Origin of the sequence: Candidatus Mycobacterium wuenschmannii (assembly GCF_030252325.1) — a bacterium.
Taxonomy (GTDB): Bacteria; Actinomycetota; Actinomycetes; order Mycobacteriales; family Mycobacteriaceae; genus Mycobacterium; species Mycobacterium wuenschmannii.
The window spans coordinates 2010893-2035619 of sequence record NZ_CP126981.1 but is presented as its reverse complement, the minus strand read 5'-3'; the positions used below and the strand labels follow the sequence as shown (position 1 = coordinate 2035619).

The following is a 24727-nucleotide window of genomic DNA, read 5'->3' as shown; positions in this document are numbered from 1 at the left end:
CACGCTGTGGAGGTAGTCATGACGACATCGGTGATCGTTGCTGGAGCACGGACGCCGGTCGGCAAGCTGATGGGCTCGCTGAAGGACTTCAGCGCCAGCGATCTAGGCGCCATCGCGATCAAGGCCGCGCTCGAGAAGGCCAACGTTCCGGCGTCGCTCGTCGAGTACGTGATCATGGGCCAGGTGCTGACCGCGGGCGCGGGCCAGATGCCGGCCCGGCAGTCGGCCGTCGACGCCGGAATCGGCTGGGACGTCCCGGCGCTGACCATCAACAAGATGTGTCTGTCCGGCATCGACGCCATCGCGCTGGCTGACCAGCTGATTCGGGCCGGCGAGTTCGACGTGGTGGTGGCCGGCGGGCAGGAGTCGATGACCAAGGCTCCGCACCTGCTGATCGACAGCCGCTCGGGCTACAAGTACGGCGACGTCACCGTGCGCGACCACATGGCCTACGACGGCCTGCACGACGTCTTCACCGATCAGCCGATGGGCGCGCTCACCGAGCAGCGCAACGACGTCGACAAGTTCACCCGCGCCCAGCAGGACGAGTTCGCGGCGCAATCCCACCAGAAGGCCGCCGCGGCCTGGAAGGACGGCGTTTTCGCCGACGAGGTGGTGCCGGTGAGCATCCCGCAGCGCAAGGGCGATCCGCTGCAGTTCAGCGAAGACGAGGGCATTCGCGCCAACACCACCGCGGACTCGCTGGCCGGCCTCAAGCCGGCGTTCCGCAAGGACGGCACCATCACCGCGGGGTCGGCGTCGCAGATCTCCGACGGCGCGGCGGCGGTCGTCGTGATGAACAAGGACAAGGCCGTCGAGCTGGGCCTGACCTGGCTGGTCGAGATCGGCGCGCACGGTGTGGTGGCCGGCCCGGACTCGACGCTGCAATCGCAGCCCGCGAACGCGATCAAGAAAGCGGTCGAGCGCGAGGGCATCACGGTCGACCAGCTCGAGGTGGTGGAAATCAACGAGGCGTTCTCGGCCGTCGCGCTGGCCTCGACGCAGGAGCTCGGCATCGACCCCGAGATCGTCAACGTCAACGGCGGGGCCATCGCGATCGGTCACCCGATCGGCATGTCGGGCGCTCGGATCACCCTGCACGTGGCCCTCGAACTGGCCCGCCGTGGCTCCGGCTACGGGGTTGCTGCGCTGTGCGGCGCGGGCGGCCAAGGCGACGCGCTGATCCTCCGCGCTGGCTAGTTACCGGCCAGTACAGTTTGTGGCTCGTGTGGCTGGACAGGCGTCCAGAAGTTTGCTGGACGGTCTTGCGCGGGTGGTCGTCATCGCCTGATGTGATGTTGCTCATACGGCTGTCCGAACCGGATGAAACGCGCTCGACGGCGCCGTGCCAGACTTGATCATGTGAGCCGTCCACGTCCCCCGATCGGGCCCGCGTTGGCCGGCGCGGTCGATCTCTCCGCCCTGAAGCAACCCCCGCCCACCGCCGGCGGAGGCCGTGCTGACGGATCGACCGCCGAGGCGGCGGGTGTCGAGGTCAACGAGGCCAACTTCCAAGACGAAGTACTGGTGCGCTCCAACCAGGTGCCGGTGGTGGTGCTGCTGTGGTCGCCGCGCAGTGAGGTCAGCCTGCAGTTGGCAGACATCCTGTCCGGTCTGGCGGCGCAGGACGGCGGCAAGTGGGTGCTGGCGAGTGTCAACGTCGACGCGTCTCCTGGCGTGGCACAAGCCTTCGGCGTGCAACGGATCCCGACCGTTGTGGCATTGGCCGCCGGACGGCCACTGGCCGACTTCGAAGGTGCCCAGCCTCCGGAGCAGTTGCGCAAGTGGGTTGACTCGCTGCTGTCGGCGACCGCGGGAAAGCTCAGTGGCGCAGGGGAGTCCGACGACGAGCCAGAGGACGTCGACCCGGCGCTCGCGCAGGCGCGTCAGCAGCTCGAGGACAATAATCTCGGCGCGGCGCTCGACTCGTATCAGGCGATCCTCGATGAGGATCCCAACCATGCCGAAGCCAAGGGCGCGGTCCGTCAGATCGCGTTCCTGATGCGTGCGACCGCGCACGGGCCGGAGGCGATCGACGCCGCCGACGCTGCCCCGGATGACATCGACGCCGCGTTCGCCGCGGCGGACGTGCAACTGCTCAGTCAGGACGTGGCCGGCGCTTTCGACCGACTGGTCGCGCTGGTCAAGCGGACTGCGGGTGACGACCGGACGTCGGTGCGCACCCGGTTGATCGAGCTGTTCGAGCTGTTCGACGCCGCCGACCCGGACGTGATCGCCGGTCGGCGCAATCTCGCTAACGCGCTGTACTAGAAGGCTTCTCGGGCTCCAGCCATAGTGCTGACATCGGCGGCAACGCCAGCACCGCCGACGCCGGCCGGCCGTGCCACGGCTCGTCGGTCGCGTCGACTCCGCCCAGGTTGCCGATCCCGGTTCCGTTGTAGACGGTGGCGTCGGTGTTGAGTACCTCCCGCCACCGCCCGGCGCCGGGCAGCCCGAGCCGGTAGCCGCTGTGCTCGGCGCCGGCGAAGTTGAACACGCACGCCATGACCGACCCGTCGCTGCCGTAGCGCAGGAAGCTGAGCACGTTGTTGGCCGAGTCGTTGGCGTCGATCCAGGAGTAACCCTCGGGCTTGATGTCCTGGCTCCACAGCGCGGCCGACTTGCGATAGATGTCGTTGAGATCGTGGACCAGCCGGGAGATTCCGCCGGAGAAGCTGTCCTCGTCGAGCTGGAACCAGTCCAGCCCGCGCTCCTCGGACCACTCGGCACGTTGGCCGAATTCCTGTCCCATGAACAGCAATTGCTTGCCGGGGTGCGCCCACTGGTAGGCCAGCAGGCTGCGCAGACCGGCGGCCTTGACGTGGTCGCTGCCGGGCATCCGGCCCCACAACGTGCCCTTGCCGTGCACCACCTCGTCGTGGCTGATCGGCAGCACGAAGTTCTCGCTGTACGCGTAGAGCATCGAGAACGTGATCGCGTGGTGGTGGTAACTGCGGTAGATCGGGTCGCGGCCGATGTAGTCGAGCGTGTCGTGCATCCAGCCCATATTCCACTTCATCGAGAAGCCAAGGCCACCAACGGTTGTCGGGCGCGTGACGCCCGGCCACGACGTCGACTCCTCGGCGATGGTGACGATACCGGGCGCGGCCTTGTGCGCGGTCGCGTTCATCTCCTGCAGGAATTGCACGGCCTCCAGGTTCTCCCGGCCGCCGTGAATGTTGGGGGTCCAACCGCCTTCGGGACGGGAGTAGTCGAGGTAGAGCATCGACGCGACGGCGTCCACCCGTAGGCCGTCGACGTGATACTGCTCGAGCCAGTACAGCGCGTTGGCGACCAGGAAGTTGCGCACCTCGGCGCGCCCGAAGTCGAAAACGTAGGTGCCCCAGTCGAGTTGCTCGCCGCGACGCGGGTCGGAGTGCTCGTAGAGCGGAGTGCCGTCGAAGCGGCCGAGCGCCCAGGCGTCCTTGGGGAAGTGGGCGGGTACCCAGTCGACAATGACGCCGATGCCGGCCTGGTGCAGCGCGTCGATCAGCCCGCGCAGTTCGTCGGGCGAGCCGAACCGTGACGAGGGCGCGTAGTACGACGTGACCTGGTAGCCCCACGATCCACCGAACGGATGCTCGGCGACCGGTAGCAGTTCGACGTGGGTAAACCCTTGCGCCAGAACGTAATCGGTGAGCTCGCGGGCCAGCTCGCGGTAGGACAGGCCGGGCCGCCACGAGCCAAGGTGTACCTCGTAGGTGCTCATCGGCTCGAACACCGCGTTGCGGGTGGCGCGAGCGGCCATCCATGAGTCGTCGCCCCAGCGGTATTCGCTGACGTTCACCCGCGAGGCGGTCTGCGGCGGCACTTCGGTCGCGAACGCCATCGGGTCGGCACGGTCGGTCACCGACCCGTCCGCGCCGTGTACGCGGAACTTGTACAGACCGTCATGGGGGAAGTCGGGCCAGAACACCTCCCAGACGCCGGAGGAGCCGAGCACCCGCATCGGCGCCTCGTTACCGTTCCAGCCGTTGAACTCGGCGATCAGGCTGATGCCCTTGGCATTTGGAGCCCACACCGCGAACGACACCCCGTCGACCACGCCGTCGGCGGTGGTGAAGGAACGGGGATGCGCGCCGAGGACGTCCCATAGTCGTTCGTGACGGCCTTCGTTGAACAGGTGCAGGTCGACTTCGCCGAGGGTGGGCAAGAAGCGGTAGGCGTCGGCGACGATGTGCGGTTCGCCGTGGTCGTAACGCACCTCGAGGCGGTAGTCGATCAGGTTGACGAACGGCAGCGCTACCGCGAAAAGCCCGGAGTCGATGTGCTGCAAGACAAATCGGTCGTCGCCGACGAGGGCGATTACCTCGGCGGCGTGCGGGCGAAAGACCCGTATGACGGTGTGGTCACCGTATTCATGGGCGCCCAGAATGCCGTGCGGGTTGTGGTGCTCGCCGGCGACCAGCCGGGCCAGGTCTCCCGGCTCTGGCGCCAAGCGGGCCCGGGCGAGTTGGTCTCCTACTTTCATCGCGTGGTCACCTCCGACGCTGTAGCTTGATTCGTGATTCGGACGGAATGAGCGGCATGTTGATGACGTGCGCTACGGCGTGGCCGGGATCGAGGCGCACGTAATTGGCTGCACCCCATTGGTATTCCTCTCCGGTGATCTCGTCGCGCACCCAGAACCGCTCGTGGTGCTCCATCCCCAGCGCGCCCATGTCCAGCCACAACGTGGCGTCTTCCGGGCCGAACGCGTTGAGTGTGACGACGACCAACACGCAGTCGCCGGTGATCGGGTCGAACTTGCTGTAGGCCAGCAGCGCGTCGTTGTCGATGGCGTGGAACGTGACGTTGCGCAGCTGCTGCAGGGCGGGGTGAAGGCGCCGAATGCTGTTGAGCCGCGCAATGAACGGCTCCAGCGAGCGGCCGGCGGCCAGCGCGCCGGCGAAGTCGCGGGGGCGCAGCTCGTACTTCTCCGAGTCGAGGTATTCCTCGCTGCCCTCGGCGACCGCGCGACCCTCGAACAGCTCGTAGCCGGAATACACCCCCCAGGTGGGGCTCAGGGTCGAGGCCAGCACCGCCCGGATCGCGAACATGCCCGGCCCGTTGTGCTGCAGGCTGGCGTGCAGGATATCGGGGGTGTTCACGAACAGGTTGGGCCGCCGGTAGTCGGCGATCTCAGGAATCTGCTCGCCGAACTCGGTGAGCTCCCACTTCGACGTCCGCCAGGTGAAGTAGGTGTAGGACTGCGTGAATCCCAGCTTGGCCAAACCGTATTGGCGTGCGGGCGGGGTGAACGCCTCGGACAGGAACAGCACGTCGGGATCGGCCGCCTTGGCCTGAGCGATCAACCACGCCCAGAAGTTGGGCGGCTTGGTGTGGGGGTTGTCGACGCGAAAGATCTTGACGCCGTGGTCCATCCAATACCGCACCACCCGCAGCACCTCGTCGTAGAGGCCCGCCGGGTCGTTGTCGAAGTTGATCGGGTAGATGTCCTGATACTTCTTCGGCGGGTTCTCCGCATAGGCGATGGTGCCGTCCGGTAGCTCGGTGAACCACTGCCGGTGGTCCTTGGCCCACGGGTGATCCGGCGCGCACTGCAGGGCGAGATCGAGCGCGACCTCCAGGCCCAGTTCGTCGGCGGCGTCGACGAACTTGTCGAAATCGGCGATCGTGCCCAGTGCCGGATGCACTGCGTCGTGGCCACCCTCGTCGCTGCCGATCGCCCACGGCGAGCCGACGTCGCCGGGCGCGGCGGTCGCGGTGTTGTTGCGGCCCTTGCGGTGCACCTTGCCGATCGGATGAATGGGTGGCAGGTAGACGACGTCGAAGCCCATCTGCGCGACCCGTGGCAGCGCCGCCGCCGCGGTCGCGAACGTGCCGTGCACTGGGCTGCCCTTGGCGTCCCATCCGCCGGTCGAGCGCGGGAACAGCTCATACCACGACCCGAACCGCGCCAACGGCCGGTCGACCCAGACGCCGTACTGCTCGCCGCGGGTTACCAGCTCGCGCAACGGATACTGCGACAGCAGCGCATCGATCTCCGGCGTCAGCGCCAGCGCGGCGCGGGGCACCGGGTCGCCGGGGGTGCGCAGCGCCGCGGCCGCCTTCAACAGCGGCTCCCGACGGGCGCGGGGCACCCCGGTGGCGGCGCGTTCGAATAGTTGCGCGCCGACCAGCAGGTCGTTGGACAGCTCGGTCTCGCCCTGGCCGGCGTCGAGCTTGGCCTCGATCGCGTGCCGCCAGGTGTGGATCGGGTCGCCCCAGCCGTCGACCCGATAGGTCCATAGTCCGACGGTGTCCGGGGTGAACGCGCCGTGGAAGACGTACGCCTCGAGGCCGTCGGGCGCCATCGGCAGGTGCAGCGGCTTGACCCGCACCGCCGGCAGGGTGGCCGGCTCGGCTGCCGCCGGAGCGGCGACCGCCTTCAGCCGCCGCGTCTCGCCCACCTGCGGGTAGCGCGGCCCCAGGTAGCGCACCACCAAGGTGGCGGCCACCGCGTCGTGGCCTTCGCGCCACACCGCCGCGCGCACTGGAACCACCTCGCCGACGACGGCTTTTGCCGGATAGGCACCGCACGAAACGACGGGCGCGACGTCATCGATCTCGACACGACCGGGCACCGATACTCCTTCTGAGCTAGTCGGTTGTCGTCCTGGGCGCGGCCGAACCGCGACCTGCGCGTCTTCGAAAACTCTCTGCGCCCAATACCCACCGTAGTGTCGGACCACACCCGAGGTCGGGTCGAGCGAGTTGTTTGAGCGGCGAAACCTGCCCACGCGTCAGTAAGGTAATGACGCGTGAAAGCACTCCGTCGGTTCACGGTCCGTGCCCATCTTCCGGAACGCCTGGCGGCGCTGGAACTGTTGTCCACCAACCTGCGATGGTCGTGGGACAAACCGACGCAGGATCTCTTCGCGGCGATCGACCCGGCGCTGTGGGCCCAGTGCGGGCAGGACCCGGTGGCCCTGCTGGGGGCGGTCAGCCCAGCGCGGCTGGACGAATTGGCCGTCGACAACGGCTTCCTGGACTGGCTCGACCGGCTGGCCGCCGAACTGACCGACTACCTCAGTCGTCCGCAGTGGTACCAGCAGCAGCAGAGCAACGGCACCGCCATGCCCAACGGCATCGCGTACTTCTCGATGGAGTTCGGCGTCGCAGAGGTGCTGCCGAATTACTCAGGCGGATTGGGAATCCTCGCGGGTGACCACCTCAAGGCGGCGTCTGATCTGGGGCTGCCGCTGATCGCGGTCGGCTTGTACTACCGGTCCGGGTACTTCCGGCAGTCGCTGACCGCGGACGGCTGGCAGCACGAGGACTACCCCTCGCTGGATCCGGCCGGCCTGCCGCTGCGTCTGCTCACCGATGCCGAGGGGGCGCCGGCGCTGGTCGAGTTGGCGCTGCCCGAGTCGGGGTCGCTGCGGGCGCGGATCTGGGTCGCCCAGGTCGGTCGGGTGCCGCTGCTGCTGTTGGATTCCGACATCCCCGAGAACGAGCACGAGATGCGCGGCGTCACCGACCGGCTCTACGGCGGCGACCAGGAACACCGGATGCAGCAGGAGATCCTGGCCGGCATCGGCGGCGTGCGCGCCATCCGCGCGTACACCGCGATCGAGGGCCTGCCCGCGCCCGAGGTGTTCCACATGAACGAGGGCCACGCCGGCTTCCTCGGTGCCGAGCGCATCCGCGAACTCGTCGACGCCGGTCTGGATTTCGACACCGCGCTGACCGTGGTGCGATCCAGCACCGTGTTCACCACCCACACCCCGGTGCCCGCCGGCATCGACCGATTCCCGGTAGAAATGGTGCAGCGCTACTTCGCCGGCAGCCCCACCGACGGCGCCGGTGTCGCCGCCGGCTCGGTGCTGCTGCCCGGCGTGCCGGTGGGTCGCATCCTGGCGCTCGGTGCCGAGGACGACCCGGAGAAGTTCAACATGGCCCACATGGGCCTGCGACTTGCCCAGCGCGCCAACGGGGTTTCGCTGCTGCACGGCGAAGTCAGCCGTGACATGTTCAACGAGCTGTGGGCCGGCTTCGACGCCGGCGAGGTGCCGATCGGATCGATCACCAACGGCGTCCACGCCCGCACCTGGGCGGCACCGCAATGGCTGCAACTCGGGCAGGAGTTGGCCGGGTCGGAGGACTTCGCCGACCCCGGTGTGTGGCTGCGAGTCAACGAGGTCGACGGCGGCCACCTCTGGTGGATCCGGTCCCAGCTGCGCGCGTTGCTGGTGGAGGACGTACGGGCGCGCATGCACCGGTCATGGCTGGTGCGCGGAGCCCCGGAGGCCGAATTGGGTTGGATCTCTTCGGCTTTCGACCCCGATGTGTTGACGATCGGCTTCGCCCGGCGGGTGCCGACCTACAAACGCCTGACGCTGATGCTGCGCGACCCGGAGCGGCTCGAGCAGCTGCTGCTCAATGAGGACCGGCCGATCCAGTTGATCGTCGCGGGCAAGTCGCACCCGGCCGACGACGGCGGCAAGGCGCTGATCCAGCAGGTGGTCCAATTCGCCGACCGGCCCGAGGTGCGGCACCGCATCGCATTCCTGCCGGACTACGACATGTCGATGGCCCGGCTGCTGTATTGGGGGTGTGATGTCTGGCTGAACAACCCGCTGCGCCCGCTCGAGGCGTGCGGCACATCGGGGATGAAGAGCGCGCTCAACGGCGGGCTGAACCTGTCGATCCTCGACGGCTGGTGGGACGAGTGGTACGACGGCGAGAACGGCTGGGCCATCCCGTCGGCCTCCGGCGTCGCCGACGAGGAACGCCGTGACGACCTGGAGGCCGCGGCGCTCTACGACCTGCTGCAGAAGTCGGTCGCGCCGAAGTTCTACGAGCGCGACGAGCACGGCGTGCCGCGCCGGTGGATCGAGATGGTCCGCCACACGCTGGAGACGCTTGGTCCGAAAGTGTTGGCGTCCAGGATGGTTCGCGACTACACCGAGGGCTATTACCTGCCAGCGGCCGAGTCGCTGCGCCGGACCGTCGCCGTCGACGGTGATGGCCAGGCCGCCTTCGACCCGGCCCGCGAGCTGGCGGCCTACCGGCGGCGCGCGTTCGACGAGTGGCCGAACATCCGCGTCACCGACGTCGACAGCACCGGGCTGCCCGATACGCCGATCCTCGGGTCGAAGCTGACGCTGACCGCGACCGTCCAGCTGGCCGGGCTGCGGCCCGACGAGGTCACCGTCCAGGCGGTCGTCGGCCGGGTGGAAACCGGCGACGTGCTGGTGGAACCCGTCACGGTCGACATGCCTTACACCGGAACTGCTTCCGGCGGAGACCATGTGTTCGCGACGACAACGCCGCTGCCGGTCGCCGGCTCGGTCGGCTACACCGTGCGGGTGTTGCCGCGCCACCCGATGCTGGCGTCCGGGGCCGAGCTGGGTCTGGTCACGCTGGCTTAGCCGCGCCGACGATGCGGGCCGGGACGGCCCGCTGAGGAGGTGGGCAATCAGGCTTGAGTCAGCCGCTCCAGCGCTGCGCGCACGGCGGCGGGATCGGTGGTCGCCCAGAACGGCGGCAGCGACGCGCGCAGGTAGCCGCCGTAGCGCGCGGTCGCCATCCGCGAGTCGAGCACCGCGACCACGCCGCGGTCATCGATGCCGCGCAGCAGCCGGCCCGCCCCTTGGGCCAGCAGTAGCGCGGCATGGCTGGCCGCAACCGCCATGAAGCCGTTGCCGCCGGCGGCGGCCACCGCCCGCTGTCGTGCCGACAGCAGCGGATCGTCGGGCCGCGGAAACGGGATGCGGTCGATGATCACCAGCGACAGCGACGGGCCGGGCACGTCGACGCCCTGCCACAGCGACAGCGTGCCGAACAGCGACGTCGACGGGTCCGCGGCGAACTTCTCTACCAGCGTGCCGGTGGTGTCGTCGCCCTGACACAACACCGGTGTCGACAGCCGCCCGGCCATCGCGTCGGCAGCCGCGCGGGCCGCGCGCATCGACGAGAACAGCCCGAGCGTCCGCCCGCCCGCCGCGGTGATGAGTTCGGCGATCTCGGTCAGCTGCTCGGCGGTGCCGGTGCCGTCGCGGCCCGGCGGCGGCAGCTGCGCCGCGACGTAGAGGATGCCCGACTTGGCGTGCTGGAAGGGTGATCCGACATCCATTCCGCGCCATGGCTTTTCGCTGTCGGCCAGCCCCCAGGCCTGGGCCATCGCATCGAACGAGCCGCCGACGGTGAGCGTCGCCGACGTCAGCACCGCGGTGGCGTCGGCGAACAACCGGGTGCGCAGCAGGCCGGCCACCGACAGCGGCGCGATGCGAAGAAACGTTCGCGTCGACCCGCGGCTCTCCTCGTGGTCTAGCCACACCACGTCGGTGCGGTCGGCGATCGCGGGTCCGAACGACGAGAGTATTCGCGTTGCCGTGTCGGCGATTTCGGCCAGGCTGGCCACCGCGTCGGAGCGGGCCGCCGCGGCCTTGGGGTCGGTGGGGGAGGTGTCGATGGTCGAGCGGGCCGCGGTGGCCGCATCGCGCAGCGCGGTCAGCTGCGTGGCGAGTTCGTCGTCCAGGCGGTCCATCCGGCCGGCCGACGCGTTCTGGATGAACGTGATGAAGCTGCCCGACATGCGTTCCCAGCGCTGCAGGAGTTCGGGCTCGACCAGCCCCGCGATGCGTCGCGACGCGATGCCGAGCGAGGTCGCGGTGATCTCGCCGGTGGCCACCGCGGTGACCCGGTCGACTAGGTCGTGTGCCTCGTCGACCACCAGCAGGTGATGCTCGGGCAGCACCGCGGAGTCGGCGACGGCGTTGATGGCGAGCAGCGCGTGGTTGGTGACGACGACATCGGCGAGGCCGGCCTTGCCCCTTGCCTTTTCGGAGAAGCAGTCGGTACCGAACGGGCAGCGGGCCATCCCGAGGCATTCCCGCGCCGACACGCTCACCTGGCCCCACGACCGGTCGGCGACACCGGGCTTCAGGTCGTCGCGGTCGCCGGTGTCGGTCTCCGACGCCCATTCGGTCAGCCGGACCACCTCGCGACCCAGCGCCGACGCCGCCTGGGGCCGGAACAACTCCTGCGGCTCGTCACCGGCGTCCGCGGCCGAGCCATTGTGGATCTTGTTGAGGCACAAGTAGTTCTGCCGCCCCTTGAGCAACGCGAAGCTCGGCTTGCGCGGGAGTGCGTCGGCCAACGCATCGACCAGCTGGGGGAGATCGCGATTGACCAACTGGCGTTGCAGGGCGATCGTCGCCGTCGACACCACCACCGGGGCGTTGTCGGACACCGCGCGCTCGATCGCGGGCACCAGGTACGCCAACGACTTTCCGGTGCCGGTGCCCGCCTGCACGGCGAGGTGTTCGCCGGATTCGAAGGCGTGCGCGACGGCGACGGCCATGTCGAGTTGGCCGCTGCGTTCACTGCCGCCGAGCGCTGCCACCGCGGAGGCCAGCAGTTGCCGTGCGGGCGTCGGCGCATCCTCGGACGTGGCTACTCCTGGTTGTCGGCCGGCGGACGTCGGGCTGGGATCTGAGTGGTGGGAATCGCCGGGTCGCCGTGCGACAACATCAGACCCTCCCACGGCAAGCTTCGCAAGCCCGATGCCACCAGGCCGCGCGCCGCGCCCAGATCCGTCGTCGCGACCGTCTCGCCGCCGCGGACCAGTGGGACGGTCAGCGCGCGCGACGGCTCGGTGTGCGGCGGCGGATGGCCCGCGGGATGGACGACCTCTTCGGTGATTGTTCCGGTCGAGCGGGACAGCCGCAGCGCATTCTTGCGCCCGCCGTGCGATTCCTTGCGCACGCTGCGCTTCTCCACCGGGACGCCGTCGACCTCGACCAACTTGTAGACCATGTTCGCGGTCGGCGCACCCGATCCGGTGACCAGCGACGTGCCGATCCCGTAGCTGTCAATCGGTTCGGCGCGCAGGGCGGCGACGGCGAATTCGTCGAGATCGCCCGAGACCACGATGCGGGTTCGGGTGGCGCCGAGTCCGTCGAGTTGCTCGCGGACCTGCCGGGCCAGCATGCCCAGGTCCCCGGAGTCGATGCGCACCGCGCCGAGGCCCGGTCCGGCGGCCGCGACGGCGTTGGCGACGCCGGTCGTCACGTCGTAGGTGTCGACGAGCAGGGTGGTGCCCGGGCCGAGCGCGGCGACCTGGGCGGCGAACGCGGCCGGCTCGTCCGGCCCGGCCGGGCCGTCGTAGAGCAGCGTGAAGGCGTGCGCGCTGGTGCCCTCGGTCGGGACGCCGTAGCGGCGGTGGGCCTCCAGGTTCGACGACGCGGCGAACCCGGCCAGGTACGCGGCCCGTGACGCCGCGACGGCCGCCTGTTCGTGGGTCCGCCGCGTGCCCATGTCCATCAGCGGCCGGTCCTGCGCGGCGCTGACCATCCGCGCGGCGGCCGAGGCGATCGCGGTGTCGTGGTTGAAGATCGACAGCGCCAACGTCTCGAGGATGACGCACTCGGCGAAGCTGCCGCGCACCGAAAGCACCGGCGAGCCAGGGAAGTACAGCTCACCCTCGGCGTAGCCGTCGACGTCGCCGGTGAACCGAAATTCGCGCAGGAACGCTAGCGCGTCCGGATCGAGGAACTCCGCCAGCGAGGCGGCTGCGGCATCGTCGAACCTGAAGTCGGACAAGGCTTCCAGAAATCGGCCAGTCCCCGCGACCACGCCGTAGCGGCGGCCGTCGGGCAGCTTGCGCGCGAACAGTTCGAACGTGCAGCGCCGGTTCGCGGTGCCGTCGCGCAGCGCTGCCGACAGCATGGTCAGCTCGTATCTGTCGGTCAGCAGCCCGGTGTCCGCCGAGTCGGTCACGCCGCAACGGTAGCGGTAATGCCGCGGAGGCTCGCTATCCTGTCAACCATGGTTGCGTCAGCCCCGACCAAACCGGGAACCACCGGGCAACGGGAAGCGGACACGGTCGAAGCCACGGCCGCGCCCTGGGTGACGATCGTGTGGGACGACCCGGTCAACCTGATGAACTACGTGACCTACGTGTTCCAGAAGCTGTTCGGTTACAGCGAGCCACACGCCACCAAGCTGATGCTGCAGGTGCACAACGAGGGCAAGGCCGTGGTGTCGGCGGGCAGTCGGGAATCCATGGAAGTCGACGTGACGAAGCTGCATGCGGCCGGGTTGTGGGCCACCATGCAGCAGGACCACTGAGTGCGTAAGTGGAAGCGGATCGAGGCCGCTGACGGTGCCCGTTTCCGGTCCGCCCTCGACGCGCACGAGGCGGGGCTGCTGCGGAGCCTGGTCTCGTCGATGATCGGGTTGCTCGACGAACGCGAATCCTCCTCGCCGCAAGACGAACTCGAACAGCTGACCGGGATGAAGACCGGCAACTCCGAGCCGCCCGACAACGCGACACTGCAGCGGCTGCTGCCGGATTTCGCCAAGCCCAACGACGATCCCGAAGAAGACACCGACAGCCTCAACTCCGCCCTGCGCAGCCTGCACGAGCCGGCCATCATCGATACCAAACGCGTTGCGGCGCAACAGTTGCTGGATACGCTGCCGGACGGCGGTGGCAAGATCGAATTGAGCGAGGAAGCCGCGCACGCGTGGACCGCGTCGGTCAACGACCTTCGCCTGGCGTTGGGCACCATGCTCGAGATCAAGCCGGACGGGCCGGATCGGCTGCCCGACGACCATCCACTGGCCGCCCACCTCGACGTCTACCAGTGGCTGACGGTGTTACAGGAGTATCTGGTGCTGGCGTTGATGGGCTCGCGATGAACACCATCACCGACGTCGCCGGCATCCTGGTCGGCCAGCATCACCGGCTCGATCCTGACGCATCGATGGGTGCGGGCTGGGCCAGCGGCGTCACCGTCGTCCTCACGCCGCCGGGCACGGTCGGCGCGGTCGACGTGCGCGGGGGCGCGCCCGGCACCCGGGAGACCGATCTGCTGGACCCGGCCAACAGCGTGCGTTACGTCGACGCGGTTCTACTCGCCGGCGGCAGCGCGTTCGGGCTGGCCGCGGCCGACGGGGTGATGCGTTGGCTGGAGGAGCACGAGCGCGGCGTCGCGATGACGGGCGGCGTGGTGCCGATCGTGCCCGGCGCGGTGATCTTCGATCTGGAGGTGGGCGGCTGGGGCAATCGGCCCACCGCCGACTTCGGCTACGACGCCTGCCGCGACGCGGGCACCGACGTCGCCGTCGGCACGGTCGGTGCCGGGGTGGGCGCGTGCGCGGGCGTGCTGAAGGGCGGCGTCGGGACCGCGTCGACCACCCTGCCGACCGGGGTGACCGTCGGTGCCCTGGTGGCGGTCAACTCCGCGGGCAACGTCGTCGACCAGGCCACCGGCCTGCCGTGGCTGAGCTACCTGGTCGACGAGTTCGGGCTGACGCCGCCGCCCGAGGTGCAACTCGCCGAACTGGCCGCACTCGAGTCGCCGCTGAAGTCGCTGAACACCACCATCGCGGTCGTCGCGACCGACGCCGCGCTGAGCCCGTCGGCCTGCCGGGCCGTGGCGAGCGCCGCCCACGACGGGCTCGCGCGCAGCATCCGCCCGGCGCACACCCCCGTCGACGGGGACACGGTGTTCGCGCTGGCGACCGGGGCCATCGAGGTGCCGCCGCCGGCCGACATGCCGGCCGCCTTTTCGCCCGAGACGCCGCTGGCGACCGCAGTCGGCAGCGCGGCCGCCGACTGCCTGGCGCGCGCGATCGTCGGCGCCGTCCTCGCCGCCGACAGCGTGGCCGACATTCCGACCTACCGCGGATTACTGCCAGGCGCTTTCGCCGCGCGCCGGTAGCGTGGACGCGACGGGGGTTGCGTGGGAAAGGCAGCGATGACCACTCACAGTCCGGCGCAGCAGCCGAGAAAACGGTCGGCATTCATCGTCGGCGGCGCCACCATCCTGAGCTTCGTGGCGCTGCTCTACATCGTCGAGGCGTTTGATCAACTCAACGGACATCGCCTCGACGACAACGGCATCCGACCGCTGGAAACCGACGGCCTCTGGGGCATCCTGTTCGCGCCGCTGCTGCACGCGAATTGGGCGCACCTCGCGGCCAACACCGGGCCCGCGCTGGTGCTGGGATTTCTGGTCACGCTGGCCGGGCTGTCCCGTTTCCTATGGGCCACGGCGATCGTGTGGATCGTGGGCGGGTTCGGCACCTGGTTGATCGGCAACCTGGGCTCGCCGTGTGGCCCGACCGACCACATCGGCGCGTCGGGCCTGATCTTCGGCTGGCTCACCTTCCTGCTGGTGTTCGGCTTCTTCACCCGCTCGGGCTGGCAGATCGTGATCGGGCTGATCGTGCTCGTCACCTACGGCGGGGTGCTGTGGGGAGCGGTGCCGGTATTGAACGTCTGCGGCGGCGTGTCCTGGCAGGGGCATCTCTGCGGCGGCATCGCCGGAGTGCTGGCCGCCTATCTGCTGTCCAGCCCGGAACGCGAGGCTCGCGAGCGGCGCCGCAGGGCGACGCAGCGATAATCGAGCCAACATGAATGACTCTCTGGCGCCCATCGGGGTGTTCGACTCAGGTGTGGGCGGGTTGACCGTGGCCCGAGCCATCATCGACCAGCTGCCCGACGAGGACATCATCTACGTCGGCGACACCGGCAACGGCCCCTACGGTCCGCTGTCGATTCCCGAGATCCGCGCGCACGCCTTGGCCATCGGCGACGACCTGGTCGACCGCGGAGTCAAGGCGTTGGTGATCGCGTGCAACTCGGCGTCGTCGGCCTGCCTGCACGACGCCCGCGAGCGCTATGACGTGCCCGTCGTCGAGGTCATCCTGCCCGCGGTCCGCCGGGCCGTCGCCACCACCCGCAGCGGTCGCATCGGCGTGATCGGAACTGAGGCAACCGTCGCCTCCGGCGCCTATCAGGACGCGTTCGCCGCCGCCCGCGACACCGAGATCACCGCGGTCGCCTGCCCGCGGTTCGTCGACTTCGTCGAGCGCGGCATCACCAGCGGCCGCCAGGTCCTCGGGCTCGCCGAGGGCTATCTCGAGCCGCTGCAACGGGCCGACGTCGACACGTTGGTGCTGGGCTGCACGCACTATCCGTTGCTGTCCGGGCTGATCCAGTTGGCGATGGGCGACGCGGTGACGCTGGTCTCCAGCGCGGAAGAGACGGCGAAGGATCTGCTTCGGGTGCTGACCGAGCGCGACCTGCTGCACCCCCACCCGGACCGGCCGGGGGCTGCGTCGCCGCTGCGCCTCTTCGAAGCCACCGGCGATCCGGAGGCGTTTCTCACCCTCGCGGCGCGGTTCCTGGGCCCGGCGATCACCGGCGTCGAGCCGGTCCATCGCCACATCGCGGCATCCGGCTGACTTACTCCTGAGTAAACCGGGGATGTTTTCAACAACATGACCTTGGGCATGGCACAGTAGTGACCGTGCGAATTACCGTGCTCGGCTGCTCCGGCAGTGTCGTGGGCCCGGACTCGCCGGCATCGGGTTATCTGTTGAGGGCACCGGACACTCCGCCGCTGGTTATCGACTTCGGGGGAGGCGTGCTCGGGGCGCTGCAGCGGCACGCTGATCCGGGATCGGTCCAGGTGCTGCTCTCGCATCTGCATGCCGACCACTGCCTCGATGTGCCGGGGCTGTTCGTCTGGCGCCGCTACCACCCGTCGCCCCCCACCGGTAAGGCTCTGCTCTACGGGCCCAGCGACACATGGTCGCGGCTGGGCGCGGCGTCGTCGCCCTACGGCGGCGAGATCGATGACTGCTCCGACATTTTCGATGTGCGGCACTGGGTGGACAACGAGCAGGTCACGATCGGCGCGCTGAACGTCACCCCGCGACTGGTGTGCCACCCGACCGAGTCCTACGGGATGCGCTTCACCAATGCCGCCGGCAATTCGTTCGTCTACAGCGGCGACACCGGTTACTGCGACGCGGTCATCGACCTGGCCCGCGGCGCCGACGTCTTCCTGTGCGAAGCGTCTTGGACGCACTCGCCGGATCGCCCGCCGAACCTGCACCTGTCCGGCACCGAGGCGGGCCGGATCGCGGCCGCGGCCGGAGTGGGGGAGTTGCTGCTGACGCACATCCCGCCGTGGACCGCGCGCGAGGACGTGATCAGTGAGGCCAAGGCCGAGTTCGACGGGCCCGTGCACGCGGTCGTGTGCGGCGAGACGTTCAACGTCGGACGGTCGTAGCGCCGCGCTAGCTGTTATTGCCCGGCTCCTCCTCATCGCGCTACGCGCTCTGCATCGTCGCCGCGCTAGCCCTAATTGCCCGGCTCCTCCTCATCGCGCTACGCGCTCTGCATCGTCGCCGCGCTAGCCCTAATTGCCCGGCTCCTCCTCATCGCGCTACGCGCTCTGCATCGTCGCCGCGCTAGGGTTGCGGCGTGTCAAAACGAGAAGACGGCCGCCTCGACGACGAACTCCGACCGGTCGTCATCACCCGCGGATTCACCGCACACCCGGCAGGCTCGGTGGTCATCGAATTCGGCCAGACCAAAGTCCTGTGTACCGCGAGCGTCATGGAGGGTGTGCCGCGCTGGCGTAAGGGCTCCGGTCTCGGCTGGCTCACCGCCGAGTACGCGATGCTGCCGTCGGCCACCCACACCCGCGGCGACCGCGAGTCAGTGAAAGGCCGCCCGTCCGGGCGGACGCAGGAGATCAGCCGGCTGGTCGGCCGGTCGCTGCGCGCCTGTATCGACCTTGCGGCGTTGGGCGAGAACACCATTGCGATCGACTGCGATGTGCTGCAGGCCGATGGCGGTACCCGCACCGCCGCGATCACCGGCGCCTACGTTGCGCTCGCGGACGCGGTGACCTACCTGTCGGCGGCCGGAAAGCTGTCCGACCCGCGGCCGTTGTCGTGCGCGATCGCCGCGATCAGCGTCGGTGTCGTCGACGGCCGCATCCGGGTCGACCTGCCCTACGAAGAAGACTCCCGCGCCGAGGTGGACATGAACGTGGTGGCCACCGACACCGGGACGCTGGTCGAGGTGCAGGGCACCGGCGAGGGCGCGACCTTCCCACGTTCGACGCTGGACAAGCTGCTCGACGCTGCCGAAGGCGCCTGCCAGAAGCTGTTCGTCGCGCAGAACGAGGCGCTGGCGCTGCCGTATCCGGGCGTGCTGCCCGAGGGGCCCGCGGGCCAGAAGGCATTCGGGAGCTAACGCGTCAGCAGTCGATTTGGGCGCCGGTGAACATGTCTCTGCCACAAGACGGTTGAGAATCCGGCGGCGGCACCTCACCGTCGAACAAGGTGCTGGGTAGCGATCCCTTGTATGGCACGTTGCCCTTGCCGTTCGTCACCCAGTACCAGGTGTGGCAGATGTTCATGTCCCAGTTGTAGGCCGGACCCGGCCCGGCCGGATACGTCATCGGGTCGCCGGGACACCAATGATGCGGCTGATGCGCCTGCGCGACGCCGGACCCGCCCAGGCCGGCGGTGGCCAGGCCGCCGGTCAGGAGTGCGGCGCCGATCGCCCGTGTCAGGGCGCGGTTGATCGTCATGTGGCGAATTGTGCGCCGCGTGGGCGCATAGGTCATGGGGCATTCGACCCATTTACGATGGCTAGCTGATGACACAGGTCCTGGTTGCGAGCCGCAATGCCAAGAAGCTGGCCGAGTTGCGCCGAGTGCTGGACGCGGCCGACGTGACGGGGCTGACGCTGGTGTCACTGGACGACGTCCCGCCGTTCGACGAGGCGCCGGAAACCGGTGCGACGTTTGAAGACAACGCCCTGGCCAAGGCCCGCGACGGCTTCGCCGCTACCGGGTTGCCGACCGTTGCCGACGATTCGGGCCTGGCCGTCGCCGCGCTGAACGGCATGCCCGGGGTGCTGTCCGCGCGCTGGTCCGGCACCCACGGCGAGGACGCCGCCAACACCGGGCTGTTGCTCGCGCAACTGCGGGACGTGCCCGACGGTCGGCGCCGCGCGGCGTTCGTCTCGGCCTGCGCGCTGGTGTCCGCGTCAGGCGAGGTCGTCGTCCGCGGCGAGTGGCCCGGGGCGATCGCGCGCGAGCCGCGCGGCGACGCAGGCTTCGGTTACGACCCGGTCTTCGTTCCGGACGGCGACGGGCGCACCGCGGCGCAGTTGACCGCGGCGGAGAAAGACGCCGCCTCGCACCGCGGTCGTGCGCTGGCCTTGCTGCTGCCGGCCCTACGCGCGCTATAAGTTGAACTGCGCCTTGACGTTTCGCGTCTGGAAGTGCTCGACGATCACGCCGACCAGCGGAATGGTGCCGGCCAGCAGCACCCCGATAGTCTTGCCGATCGGCCAGCGGACCTTGACGGCGAGATTGAACGCGGCGAGCACGTAGGCGAAATACACCCAGCCGTGCACGATTCCGATCCAGCTGGGCGGGTTCGGCACCTTGACGATGTAGTGGACCACGAGCTCGTAGCACAGCGCGATCAGCCAGATTCCCGTCGTCCACGCCATTACGCGGTAGGCGAGCAGCGGGGTCCGGATGTTCTCACCGGCTGTGGTCATGCGGTTGTCCTCTTCTACTGGGTTTCGTTGTCTGCCTTGGCAAGTTCGGCCAGGTAGGCGTTGTACTCGCGCAGTTTCGGGTCTTCGGCATCGCCGAATTCGGCTGTCGGTCGCTCGGGTAGCAAGCCCGCCGGAATTTCGTTGACGGCGTGGGTGTTTCGGGGTTTGGGCGGAGCCTCTTCGTAGCGGACGAACTTGCGGTAGGCGTAGACGCAGAAGGCGGCGAACGCCGGCCACTGCAGGGCGTAGCCGAGGTTCTGGAATGTGCCCGACGTCGACTCGAACCGCGTCCACTGCCACCAGCCCAGAGCCAGGCAGCCGGCCGCCGCGACAGTCGCCAGCGCGATCAGCGCGGGTCTCCGACGACGTGTAGTGGACATCCCTAGAAGGTACCTCGCGCAGATTTGCCCAGATCCATCACGTTTTCGGTCCGATGAATTCGTCTAGGCGCGCGACGGCCGCTTTGCGGTAGACCGCGATGTCGAACCAGCGTGGCCGGGTCCACGGGATGCCTAGCTGGTCCAGCGCCGCGCAGTACAGCCCGCGGATGTCGTCTGAGCGATTCGAGAAGTGATAGCGGACGCTGCGAACACCACGGTCGTTGGCGACAACACGACAGCCATCACTGTGGATGAGACCGCGCACGAAGTCTTCAGGGGCCGCGCGAACCAACTCCTCTTGCCACGGTGCGAGGCGAATAGGTCTCAGGTGTTTTCGGCCGGGACCATGTTGTGGAAACAGGCATGGCCAGTGCTTGGAATACAGCGAGACCTCCGTGCAATTTCTCGGGCGACGCAGCACTGCTGCTCGCTGACCCGGCATAAGTGCGTCGATCGCTTCGCGGCAGCGTTCGATGATCTGTGGGTATTTGCTGTCGAGAACGATCCTCAGGCGCCAGACTCGAGGATGCCTCGATATGCATCCATCGCCCAAGTACAGACCCAGCAGATAGCAATAGGTTTTGGCCGGCAGGTGGGAGAAATCGTGAGTGCACGCTGACCGGCCCGGCACTCTCGCTCGTAATGACGGACTGCGTCTCCAGTCGCGAACGGTGCACCGCGGAATGCCAGTCCGACGGGCGATTTCGCAATCGTTCACCCCGGCACTGATGAGGCGCTGCACCGCATCGAACTCTTCGGCGGATCGCATGTTATGTCCCCTCTCTCCGCCAATGTAGGAGGGGACACCGACAGGCTGAGGGTTGTCGAGGCATTAGGATCGCTTGGCACGCGGGCGTGGCGAAATTGGCAACCGCGCGGGTTTTAGGTGCCCGTGCTCGAAAGAGCTTGAGGGTTCGAGTCCCTCCGCCCGCACCAGAAGCGTCCACCCCGCTCCCTAACATGAGCGGGTGGACGCATTCTTCACCGCCGATGGCGACTTCCTCATCCCTGGCGAAATGACCCGCGGACCGTGGGGTCTCACCATGGGTGGTCAGATCGTCGGCGGGTTGCTCGGCTGGGCCCTGGACCGCGACGTCGACGACGACCTACAGCCCGCCCGGCTGACCGTTGACCTGCTGCGCCCGGTGCCCATCGAGCCCGTAACCATCGAGACCTCCATCCAGCGCGAAGGCCGACGCCTGAAACTCGTCGACGCGACGATGCACCAGGACGGCAAGGTCGTCGCACGGGCCAGCGCACTTTTCCTACGCCGGAGCGCCGCGCCCGACGGCGAGGTCTGGTCGGGACCCGTGACGATGCCACCTCTGCCGGCCGACGACGGCCCGCCTGACACTGACGTGCCGTTCGGAATCTGGACGTACAACTCCGAGTCCGACACCGGGACACCGGGAATGCCGCCACCGGAATGGGAGAAGCCCGGCGTGCAGAAGTACGCGTGGGGCCGCCTGTTCCGGCCGATGGTGGCGGGCCACCCGCTCACACCGTTCACCCGCGCGGCCTTCGCCGGTGACATCATCAGCTCGCTAACTCATTGGAGCACAGCGGGTTTGCTCTACATCAATGCCGACTACACGGTGGCGATCAGCCGACTGCCCGTCGGGGAGTACATCGGGTTGGCGGCACAGAGCTATTACGGCAACGACGGTGTGGGCTCCGGGTCGGCGACCATCTTCGACAGCACCGGTCCCATCGGGACGGGAAGCGCGCTGGCGCTCGGCCAGCCGCCCGGTTCGTTCATGCCGAATCCCATCTAGCAACTGGCACCATGGAGGTATGAACACCGCGATCGTCGTGCTGTTGATCCTGGTGGCGATCGGGATCGTGCTCAGCCCGCTGCTGCGGATGAGGGCATGGCTGCAGAAGTCCCCGCCCGCGCAAGAGTTCGAGCCACCACCCGAGGATGACGATCAGCCCTGAGCGGCTAGGACGAATCCAGCAGTGCCGCAAGGGCATTGGCGGTCCGATCGCAGAACTCCGCCGCGTCGGCCATGCCCAGGGTCACGGCTCGGAGCAGCGTGGAGTCGACGAGAAAATCGAACGCCGCTTCGGCATGCTCGGAGGCGCCCTCGGTACCCAACTGCGCGGCGAACAGCGCCCGCACGTCGACCTCGTTGCGCAGCAGAAACCGCTTGTACAGTCCCTCTTCCTGCTGCCATGCCAACAGCAGTCCGGGGAGTGCGGCCCGGATGACCGGGTCGGACAACTGGACCAGGAAGGCCTCCACCCACGCGTGTAGGTCGGCCCGCAGGTCGCCGGTCGGCGCGGGGAGTGGGGCCGGCCGGGCATGGCCGAAGGCGGCGTCCTCGATCAGGGCTTCGCGGCTTCGCCAGCGGCGGTAGATGGTCGGCGCTCCGATGCCGGCGCGACGAGCGATCGCCGCAATGGTCGTCGCTTGATACCCGGCTTCGGCCAGCAGTTCGCGGGCCGCGGCGATCGCACTCTCGTCCTTCTGGGGATCGCGCGGTCGACCCGGCGTCTGCGATTCGGGTTCGGGCACCACGTCAGAAAAGTACCGCAGACGCTTGTTTAATTACGTGTCGACATATAACGTAATGCGCTGCCGAGTGTGACTCAGACCACCCATGCCCGAGGAGGCAGATGTGCAGCAGATCGTTCGTCGACCCGTCGTAGGCGGCGTGGCGATAGCCGGCGCCAGCATGATGATCGCGATGTCGCCCACCGGCGGAACGGCCCTCGACGTGCAGCAGCGACCGGTCCGGCTCACGTCGGGCGAATCAGATTTAATTCAGGACATCACTATTGACTTCGTACGACACGGACAGTCGTTCGACAACCTGAACAACATCATCGGCACCGTCGCGCCGGGTCCGACCCTCACTCCGGAGGGCTACGCGGAGGCGAACGCGATCGCCGCAACCCTCCAGCAGGAATACGGCAGCAGCATCGCGGGGATCTACGACTCAGGGCTGCTCCGCACCGAGGAGACCGCGGCCCCGTTGGCCGCGCTGCTGAACATGCCGGTGCAGGATCTCTCCGGCCTCAACGAGATCAGCGCCGGGATTCTGGAGGGCTCGCAGCAGAACGATCTGACCGGACTGCTCTACCTCGCCGCCCCGCTGGCATGGACGCTTGGCTTCTATTCGGTTCCGGAGCTCGGCTCGTCCGACTACAACGGCATGGCGTTCGAAAGTTACTTCGGCGACGCCGTCCAAACCATGTACGACGGCACGATCTCGGGCGGGACGGGCAACACCGACATCGCGTTCTCCTCCGCGGCGGCGATCATGACCTGGACCATGATGAACGTGGACAACCCTGATCCGTTGCTGATGCTCGAGGACCCGTTGACCAACACCAGTCAGGTTGTCATACAAGGAAATCCGACGGACGGTTGGACGCTGATCAGCTGGGACGGCATGCCCGTTCCGGAAGCGTCACTGACGACTGAATTATTCGTCGACTTCCGCGACCTGATCACGGCGCCGCAGATGGCGTCCTACGAGATTTGGCAGGCACTGCTCACCCTGGACCCGACGACGATCTCGCAGGCGATCGACACCGGATTCGAGAACGTCAGCGCGGCGATCACGCAGTTCCCGGTCGCGGTCATCGACGACATTGTCGGCGCCATCGGCACCGGCACGCAGAGCGTCGGCGCGGACGCGTTCGGCTCGCTGTCGACCGAGCTGAGTACGCTGCTCACCGACGCAATGACGTCGATCTGATTGTCGAATAGTGTTGCTCAGCAACCCACTTCGATGGTGAACGGCTCGTCTATCGAGACGCGCGGATCATTGAGCCTGCTGCCGGATGCGGTGCCCGTGATCGTGTAGGTGTCGTGCGCAACGCGTATCTTCGCGTCGCCCGCACCGGAGTTGGAGACCCCGGAGAAGCCCACGAAGTTGTCGAAGTGGACGGATTCGACCTTGGGCTGATCCGAGTCCAACTTCAGCAGCACCTTCACGTTCGCGGGCGCGACGCTGATGTTCGCGGTCAGCAGCCAATTGACCTGATTGCAGGTCACGGCATGCGAGGTGCGGCTGTCGTTGTCCACCGTGATGTGCGCGGTTTTCTGGGTCGCTTTGCTGTCCTGCCCGAAGCAACCCGCGCAGGCGGCCGCCAGCACTGCAGCGGCCACCGCCGCCGTTCCGAGTCGTCGTCTCATCGCGAACTCCTAACCGAGCGAGATACGTCCCATCAGCAAGTCGATGATCGGCTTGCCGGCGGCGAAGGTTCCGGTATTGGACGAGTTGACGTGCCCGTAGTCGACCAGCAGTGTGACGCCGTTGATGCCGGCGGCGGCATCGCTGTTGAGAAACGCCATCACGTTGCCCATCTGCTCAGGCGTGTGCGTCGCGGTGCCGGTCGCCTCGCGGTAGTCCTGCGCGAACGACAGCCACAGGTCGGCGTTGGCTCGGGCCAGCGGGGTGTCGGTCGGCCCCGGGCAGATGGCGTTGATGCGAATTCCCTTGGCCAGGAACGGGAATGCGTGCGTCGCCACGTAGGCGTTGATCGCCTGCTTGCTGGTGCCGTAGTGCCCGAAATTGTCGGCCTCGTGAGCCTTGGACCACGCGTCGGCGGACTCGAAGTCGGGGGTGGCCAGGAATTCCTGCAGCCGCGGCAGGTCGGTCTCCCAGCCGATGCCTGCCACCGAGGAGATGAAGCAGATGGCCGAACCGCGGCTCATTTGGCCGTTGTTGATCAGCGTGTCGATCACGTGCCGGTGGCCGATGAAGTTGATCTTCATCAGGTCCGGGCCGTCCGCGATGCCGGCGGCCGAGAACAGCGCGTCGACCTGGCCGACCTGCTCGAGCGCGCTGTTGATTGATGCGGGATCGCGCAGGTCCACCTGGATGCCCTGGCCGAGTCCGGATTCCACCGGCGCGTAGTCCAGGTTGATGACCTCGGCGCCGAGGTCGCCGACGATCTTGGCCGCCGCGGCGCCCATGCCGGTCGCGCCTCCGACGACCAGGGCTCGCTTGCCGTCGTAGCGGAACTGATCGATACCAGTCATGTGGATCCTCTCCCGGGGTGCCTACGGTAAGCCTTG

25 protein-coding genes and 1 tRNA gene are annotated in these 24727 nt (G+C 68.1%); 15 read left to right on the top strand and 11 right to left on the bottom strand.

Features of this window, described 5'->3' with window-relative positions; genetic code table 11:
* Positions 1-18 precede the first annotated feature (18 nt).
* Together PT015_RS09670 and PT015_RS09665 are read left to right on the top strand one after the other, a co-directional pair.
* Positions 19-1200: an acetyl-CoA C-acetyltransferase gene (locus PT015_RS09670; RefSeq protein ID WP_285190400.1), complete on the top strand. Its 1182-nt coding sequence runs from the start codon at positions 19-21 to the stop codon at positions 1198-1200.
* A gap of 162 nt (positions 1201-1362) precedes the next feature.
* Positions 1363-2271, top strand: a complete 909-nt coding sequence (locus tag PT015_RS09665) for a tetratricopeptide repeat protein (RefSeq protein WP_285190399.1) — start codon at positions 1363-1365, stop codon at positions 2269-2271.
* Here PT015_RS09665 and glgB read toward each other — a convergent pair.
* The gene (glgB, locus tag PT015_RS09660; RefSeq protein WP_285190398.1) at positions 2255-4471 is read right to left on the bottom strand and encodes a 1,4-alpha-glucan branching protein GlgB; all 2217 of its coding nucleotides are present in this window, start codon (positions 4469-4471) and stop codon (positions 2255-2257) included. The two genes, PT015_RS09665 and glgB, sit on opposite strands and share 17 nt — an antisense overlap.
* Before the next feature lie 7 nt (positions 4472-4478).
* Positions 4479-6566, bottom strand: coding sequence for an alpha-1,4-glucan--maltose-1-phosphate maltosyltransferase (locus tag PT015_RS09655; RefSeq protein WP_285190397.1), 2088 nt, complete (start codon positions 6564-6566; stop codon positions 4479-4481).
* A gap of 177 nt (positions 6567-6743) precedes the next feature.
* Between PT015_RS09655 and glgP the strand changes: the two genes are divergently transcribed.
* Complete coding sequence (gene glgP, locus PT015_RS09650) at positions 6744-9356, top strand: alpha-glucan family phosphorylase (protein WP_285190396.1); 2613 nt, start codon at positions 6744-6746, stop codon at positions 9354-9356.
* A gap of 47 nt (positions 9357-9403) precedes the next feature.
* Here glgP and PT015_RS09645 read toward each other — a convergent pair whose 3' ends face one another.
* Both PT015_RS09645 and PT015_RS09640 read right to left on the bottom strand, forming a co-directional pair.
* On the bottom strand, positions 9404-11290 hold the full coding sequence (locus PT015_RS09645) for an ATP-dependent DNA helicase (protein ID WP_390888012.1): 1887 nt from the start codon (positions 11288-11290) through the stop codon (positions 9404-9406).
* A gap of 92 nt (positions 11291-11382) precedes the next feature.
* Entirely contained in the window at positions 11383-12657 is a 1275-nt protein-coding gene (locus PT015_RS09640) for a nicotinate phosphoribosyltransferase (RefSeq protein WP_285191026.1), read from the bottom strand.
* Positions 12658-12756: 99 nt separating this feature from the next.
* Between PT015_RS09640 and clpS the strand changes: the two genes are divergently transcribed.
* The 7 genes from clpS (at position 12757) to rph (ending at position 17992) form a co-directional block, all read left to right on the top strand.
* Positions 12757-13059, top strand: coding sequence for an ATP-dependent Clp protease adapter ClpS (clpS, locus tag PT015_RS09635; protein ID WP_285190395.1), 303 nt, complete (start codon positions 12757-12759; stop codon positions 13057-13059).
* The gene (gene aosR / locus PT015_RS09630) at positions 13060-13632 is read left to right on the top strand and encodes an oxidative stress transcriptional regulator AosR (RefSeq protein WP_285190394.1); all 573 of its coding nucleotides are present in this window, start codon (positions 13060-13062) and stop codon (positions 13630-13632) included. It abuts the gene before it with no gap.
* A complete protein-coding gene (locus tag PT015_RS09625; RefSeq protein ID WP_285190393.1) occupies positions 13629-14657 on the top strand; it encodes a P1 family peptidase in 1029 nt (342 codons plus the stop codon). Before aosR ends, PT015_RS09625 begins: the two co-directional genes overlap by 4 nt.
* A 36-nt stretch (positions 14658-14693) precedes the next feature.
* Positions 14694-15341 carry a rhomboid family intramembrane serine protease gene (locus PT015_RS09620; protein WP_285190392.1) on the top strand — a complete coding sequence of 216 codons (648 nt, stop codon included), beginning with the start codon at positions 14694-14696 and terminating at the stop codon, positions 15339-15341.
* 10 nt (positions 15342-15351) lie between these two features.
* Positions 15352-16185, top strand: coding sequence for a glutamate racemase (gene murI, locus PT015_RS09615; protein WP_285190391.1), 834 nt, complete (start codon positions 15352-15354; stop codon positions 16183-16185).
* A gap of 59 nt (positions 16186-16244) precedes the next feature.
* Positions 16245-17018 carry a cyclic nucleotide-degrading phosphodiesterase gene (locus PT015_RS09610; RefSeq protein WP_285190390.1) on the top strand — a complete coding sequence of 258 codons (774 nt, stop codon included), beginning with the start codon at positions 16245-16247 and terminating at the stop codon, positions 17016-17018.
* A 194-nt stretch (positions 17019-17212) separates the two neighbouring features.
* Positions 17213-17992, top strand: coding sequence for a ribonuclease PH (gene rph / locus PT015_RS09605; protein WP_285190389.1), 780 nt, complete (start codon positions 17213-17215; stop codon positions 17990-17992).
* A gap of 4 nt (positions 17993-17996) precedes the next feature.
* On the opposite strand, the gene PT015_RS09600 is transcribed toward rph, so the two are convergent.
* Positions 17997-18332: a hypothetical protein gene (locus tag PT015_RS09600; protein ID WP_285190388.1), complete on the bottom strand. Its 336-nt coding sequence runs from the start codon at positions 18330-18332 to the stop codon at positions 17997-17999.
* Between the two features lie 68 nt (positions 18333-18400).
* Here PT015_RS09600 and rdgB point away from each other — a divergent pair, with 68 nt between their 5' ends.
* The gene (rdgB, locus tag PT015_RS09595; RefSeq protein WP_285190387.1) at positions 18401-18997 is read left to right on the top strand and encodes an RdgB/HAM1 family non-canonical purine NTP pyrophosphatase; all 597 of its coding nucleotides are present in this window, start codon (positions 18401-18403) and stop codon (positions 18995-18997) included.
* Here rdgB and PT015_RS09590 read toward each other — a convergent pair.
* The 3 genes from PT015_RS09590 to PT015_RS09580 are packed head-to-tail and all read right to left on the bottom strand — an operon-like array spanning position 18992 to position 20464.
* Positions 18992-19315: a DUF3817 domain-containing protein gene (locus PT015_RS09590; protein ID WP_285190386.1), complete on the bottom strand. Its 324-nt coding sequence runs from the start codon at positions 19313-19315 to the stop codon at positions 18992-18994. The two genes, rdgB and PT015_RS09590, sit on opposite strands and share 6 nt — an antisense overlap.
* Positions 19316-19329: 14 nt before the next feature.
* Entirely contained in the window at positions 19330-19695 is a 366-nt protein-coding gene (locus PT015_RS09585) for a hypothetical protein (RefSeq protein ID WP_285190385.1), read from the bottom strand.
* Between the two features lie 37 nt (positions 19696-19732).
* On the bottom strand, positions 19733-20464 hold the full coding sequence (locus PT015_RS09580; protein WP_285190384.1) for a hypothetical protein: 732 nt from the start codon (positions 20462-20464) through the stop codon (positions 19733-19735).
* A gap of 80 nt (positions 20465-20544) precedes the next feature.
* On the opposite strand from PT015_RS09580, the gene PT015_RS09575 reads away from it, so the two are divergent.
* From PT015_RS09575 to PT015_RS09565, 3 genes are all read left to right on the top strand, one after another.
* A tRNA-Leu gene (locus tag PT015_RS09575) sits at positions 20545-20631 on the top strand.
* A gap of 80 nt (positions 20632-20711) precedes the next feature.
* Positions 20712-21470, top strand: a complete 759-nt coding sequence (locus tag PT015_RS09570) for a thioesterase family protein (protein ID WP_285191025.1) — start codon at positions 20712-20714, stop codon at positions 21468-21470.
* A gap of 19 nt (positions 21471-21489) precedes the next feature.
* Positions 21490-21633, top strand: a complete 144-nt coding sequence (locus tag PT015_RS09565; RefSeq protein ID WP_285190383.1) for a hypothetical protein — start codon at positions 21490-21492, stop codon at positions 21631-21633.
* A gap of 4 nt (positions 21634-21637) precedes the next feature.
* Here the strand turns inward: PT015_RS09565 and PT015_RS09560 are convergent, their stop codons facing one another.
* Entirely contained in the window at positions 21638-22216 is a 579-nt protein-coding gene (locus tag PT015_RS09560) for a TetR/AcrR family transcriptional regulator (RefSeq protein ID WP_285190382.1), read from the bottom strand.
* 100 nt (positions 22217-22316) lie between these two features.
* Between PT015_RS09560 and PT015_RS09555 the strand changes: the two genes are divergently transcribed.
* Positions 22317-23402: a histidine phosphatase family protein gene (locus PT015_RS09555; protein ID WP_285190381.1), complete on the top strand. Its 1086-nt coding sequence runs from the start codon at positions 22317-22319 to the stop codon at positions 23400-23402.
* A 17-nt stretch (positions 23403-23419) separates the two neighbouring features.
* On the opposite strand, the gene PT015_RS09550 is transcribed toward PT015_RS09555, so the two are convergent.
* Positions 23420-23842, bottom strand: coding sequence for a lipoprotein LpqH (locus PT015_RS09550; protein ID WP_285190380.1), 423 nt, complete (start codon positions 23840-23842; stop codon positions 23420-23422).
* Between the two features lie 9 nt (positions 23843-23851).
* Positions 23852-24691 carry an SDR family oxidoreductase gene (locus PT015_RS09545; RefSeq protein ID WP_285190379.1) on the bottom strand — a complete coding sequence of 280 codons (840 nt, stop codon included), beginning with the start codon at positions 24689-24691 and terminating at the stop codon, positions 23852-23854.
* Positions 24692-24727 lie beyond the last annotated feature (36 nt).

Excerpts from the sequence above, each read along its gene's own strand:
- PT015_RS09670 (WP_285190400.1), top strand. The coding sequence starts at position 19 with ATGACGACATCGGTGATCGTTGCTGGAGCACGGACGCCGGTCGGCAAG.
- glgB (WP_285190398.1), bottom strand. The coding sequence starts at position 4,471 with ATGAAAGTAGGAGACCAACTCGCCCGGGCCCGCTTGGCGCCAGAGCCG.
- PT015_RS09645 (WP_390888012.1), bottom strand. The coding sequence starts at position 11,290 with ATGGCCGTCGCCGTCGCGCACGCCTTCGAATCCGGCGAACACCTCGCC.
- PT015_RS09640 (WP_285191026.1), bottom strand. The coding sequence starts at position 12,657 with ATGCTGTCGGCAGCGCTGCGCGACGGCACCGCGAACCGGCGCTGCACG.
- clpS (WP_285190395.1), top strand. The coding sequence starts at position 12,757 with ATGGTTGCGTCAGCCCCGACCAAACCGGGAACCACCGGGCAACGGGAA.
- PT015_RS09625 (WP_285190393.1), top strand. The coding sequence starts at position 13,629 with ATGAACACCATCACCGACGTCGCCGGCATCCTGGTCGGCCAGCATCAC.
- PT015_RS09620 (WP_285190392.1), top strand. The coding sequence starts at position 14,694 with ATGACCACTCACAGTCCGGCGCAGCAGCCGAGAAAACGGTCGGCATTC.
- murI (WP_285190391.1), top strand. The coding sequence starts at position 15,352 with ATGAATGACTCTCTGGCGCCCATCGGGGTGTTCGACTCAGGTGTGGGC.
- PT015_RS09600 (WP_285190388.1), bottom strand. The coding sequence starts at position 18,332 with ATGACGATCAACCGCGCCCTGACACGGGCGATCGGCGCCGCACTCCTG.
- rdgB (WP_285190387.1), top strand. The coding sequence starts at position 18,401 with ATGACACAGGTCCTGGTTGCGAGCCGCAATGCCAAGAAGCTGGCCGAG.
- PT015_RS09590 (WP_285190386.1), bottom strand. The coding sequence starts at position 19,315 with ATGACCACAGCCGGTGAGAACATCCGGACCCCGCTGCTCGCCTACCGC.
- PT015_RS09585 (WP_285190385.1), bottom strand. The coding sequence starts at position 19,695 with ATGTCCACTACACGTCGTCGGAGACCCGCGCTGATCGCGCTGGCGACT.
- PT015_RS09580 (WP_285190384.1), bottom strand. The coding sequence starts at position 20,464 with ATGCGATCCGCCGAAGAGTTCGATGCGGTGCAGCGCCTCATCAGTGCC.
- PT015_RS09570 (WP_285191025.1), top strand. The coding sequence starts at position 20,712 with ATGACCCGCGGACCGTGGGGTCTCACCATGGGTGGTCAGATCGTCGGC.
- PT015_RS09565 (WP_285190383.1), top strand. The coding sequence starts at position 21,490 with ATGAACACCGCGATCGTCGTGCTGTTGATCCTGGTGGCGATCGGGATC.
- PT015_RS09550 (WP_285190380.1), bottom strand. The coding sequence starts at position 23,842 with ATGAGACGACGACTCGGAACGGCGGCGGTGGCCGCTGCAGTGCTGGCG.
- PT015_RS09545 (WP_285190379.1), bottom strand. The coding sequence starts at position 24,691 with ATGACTGGTATCGATCAGTTCCGCTACGACGGCAAGCGAGCCCTGGTC.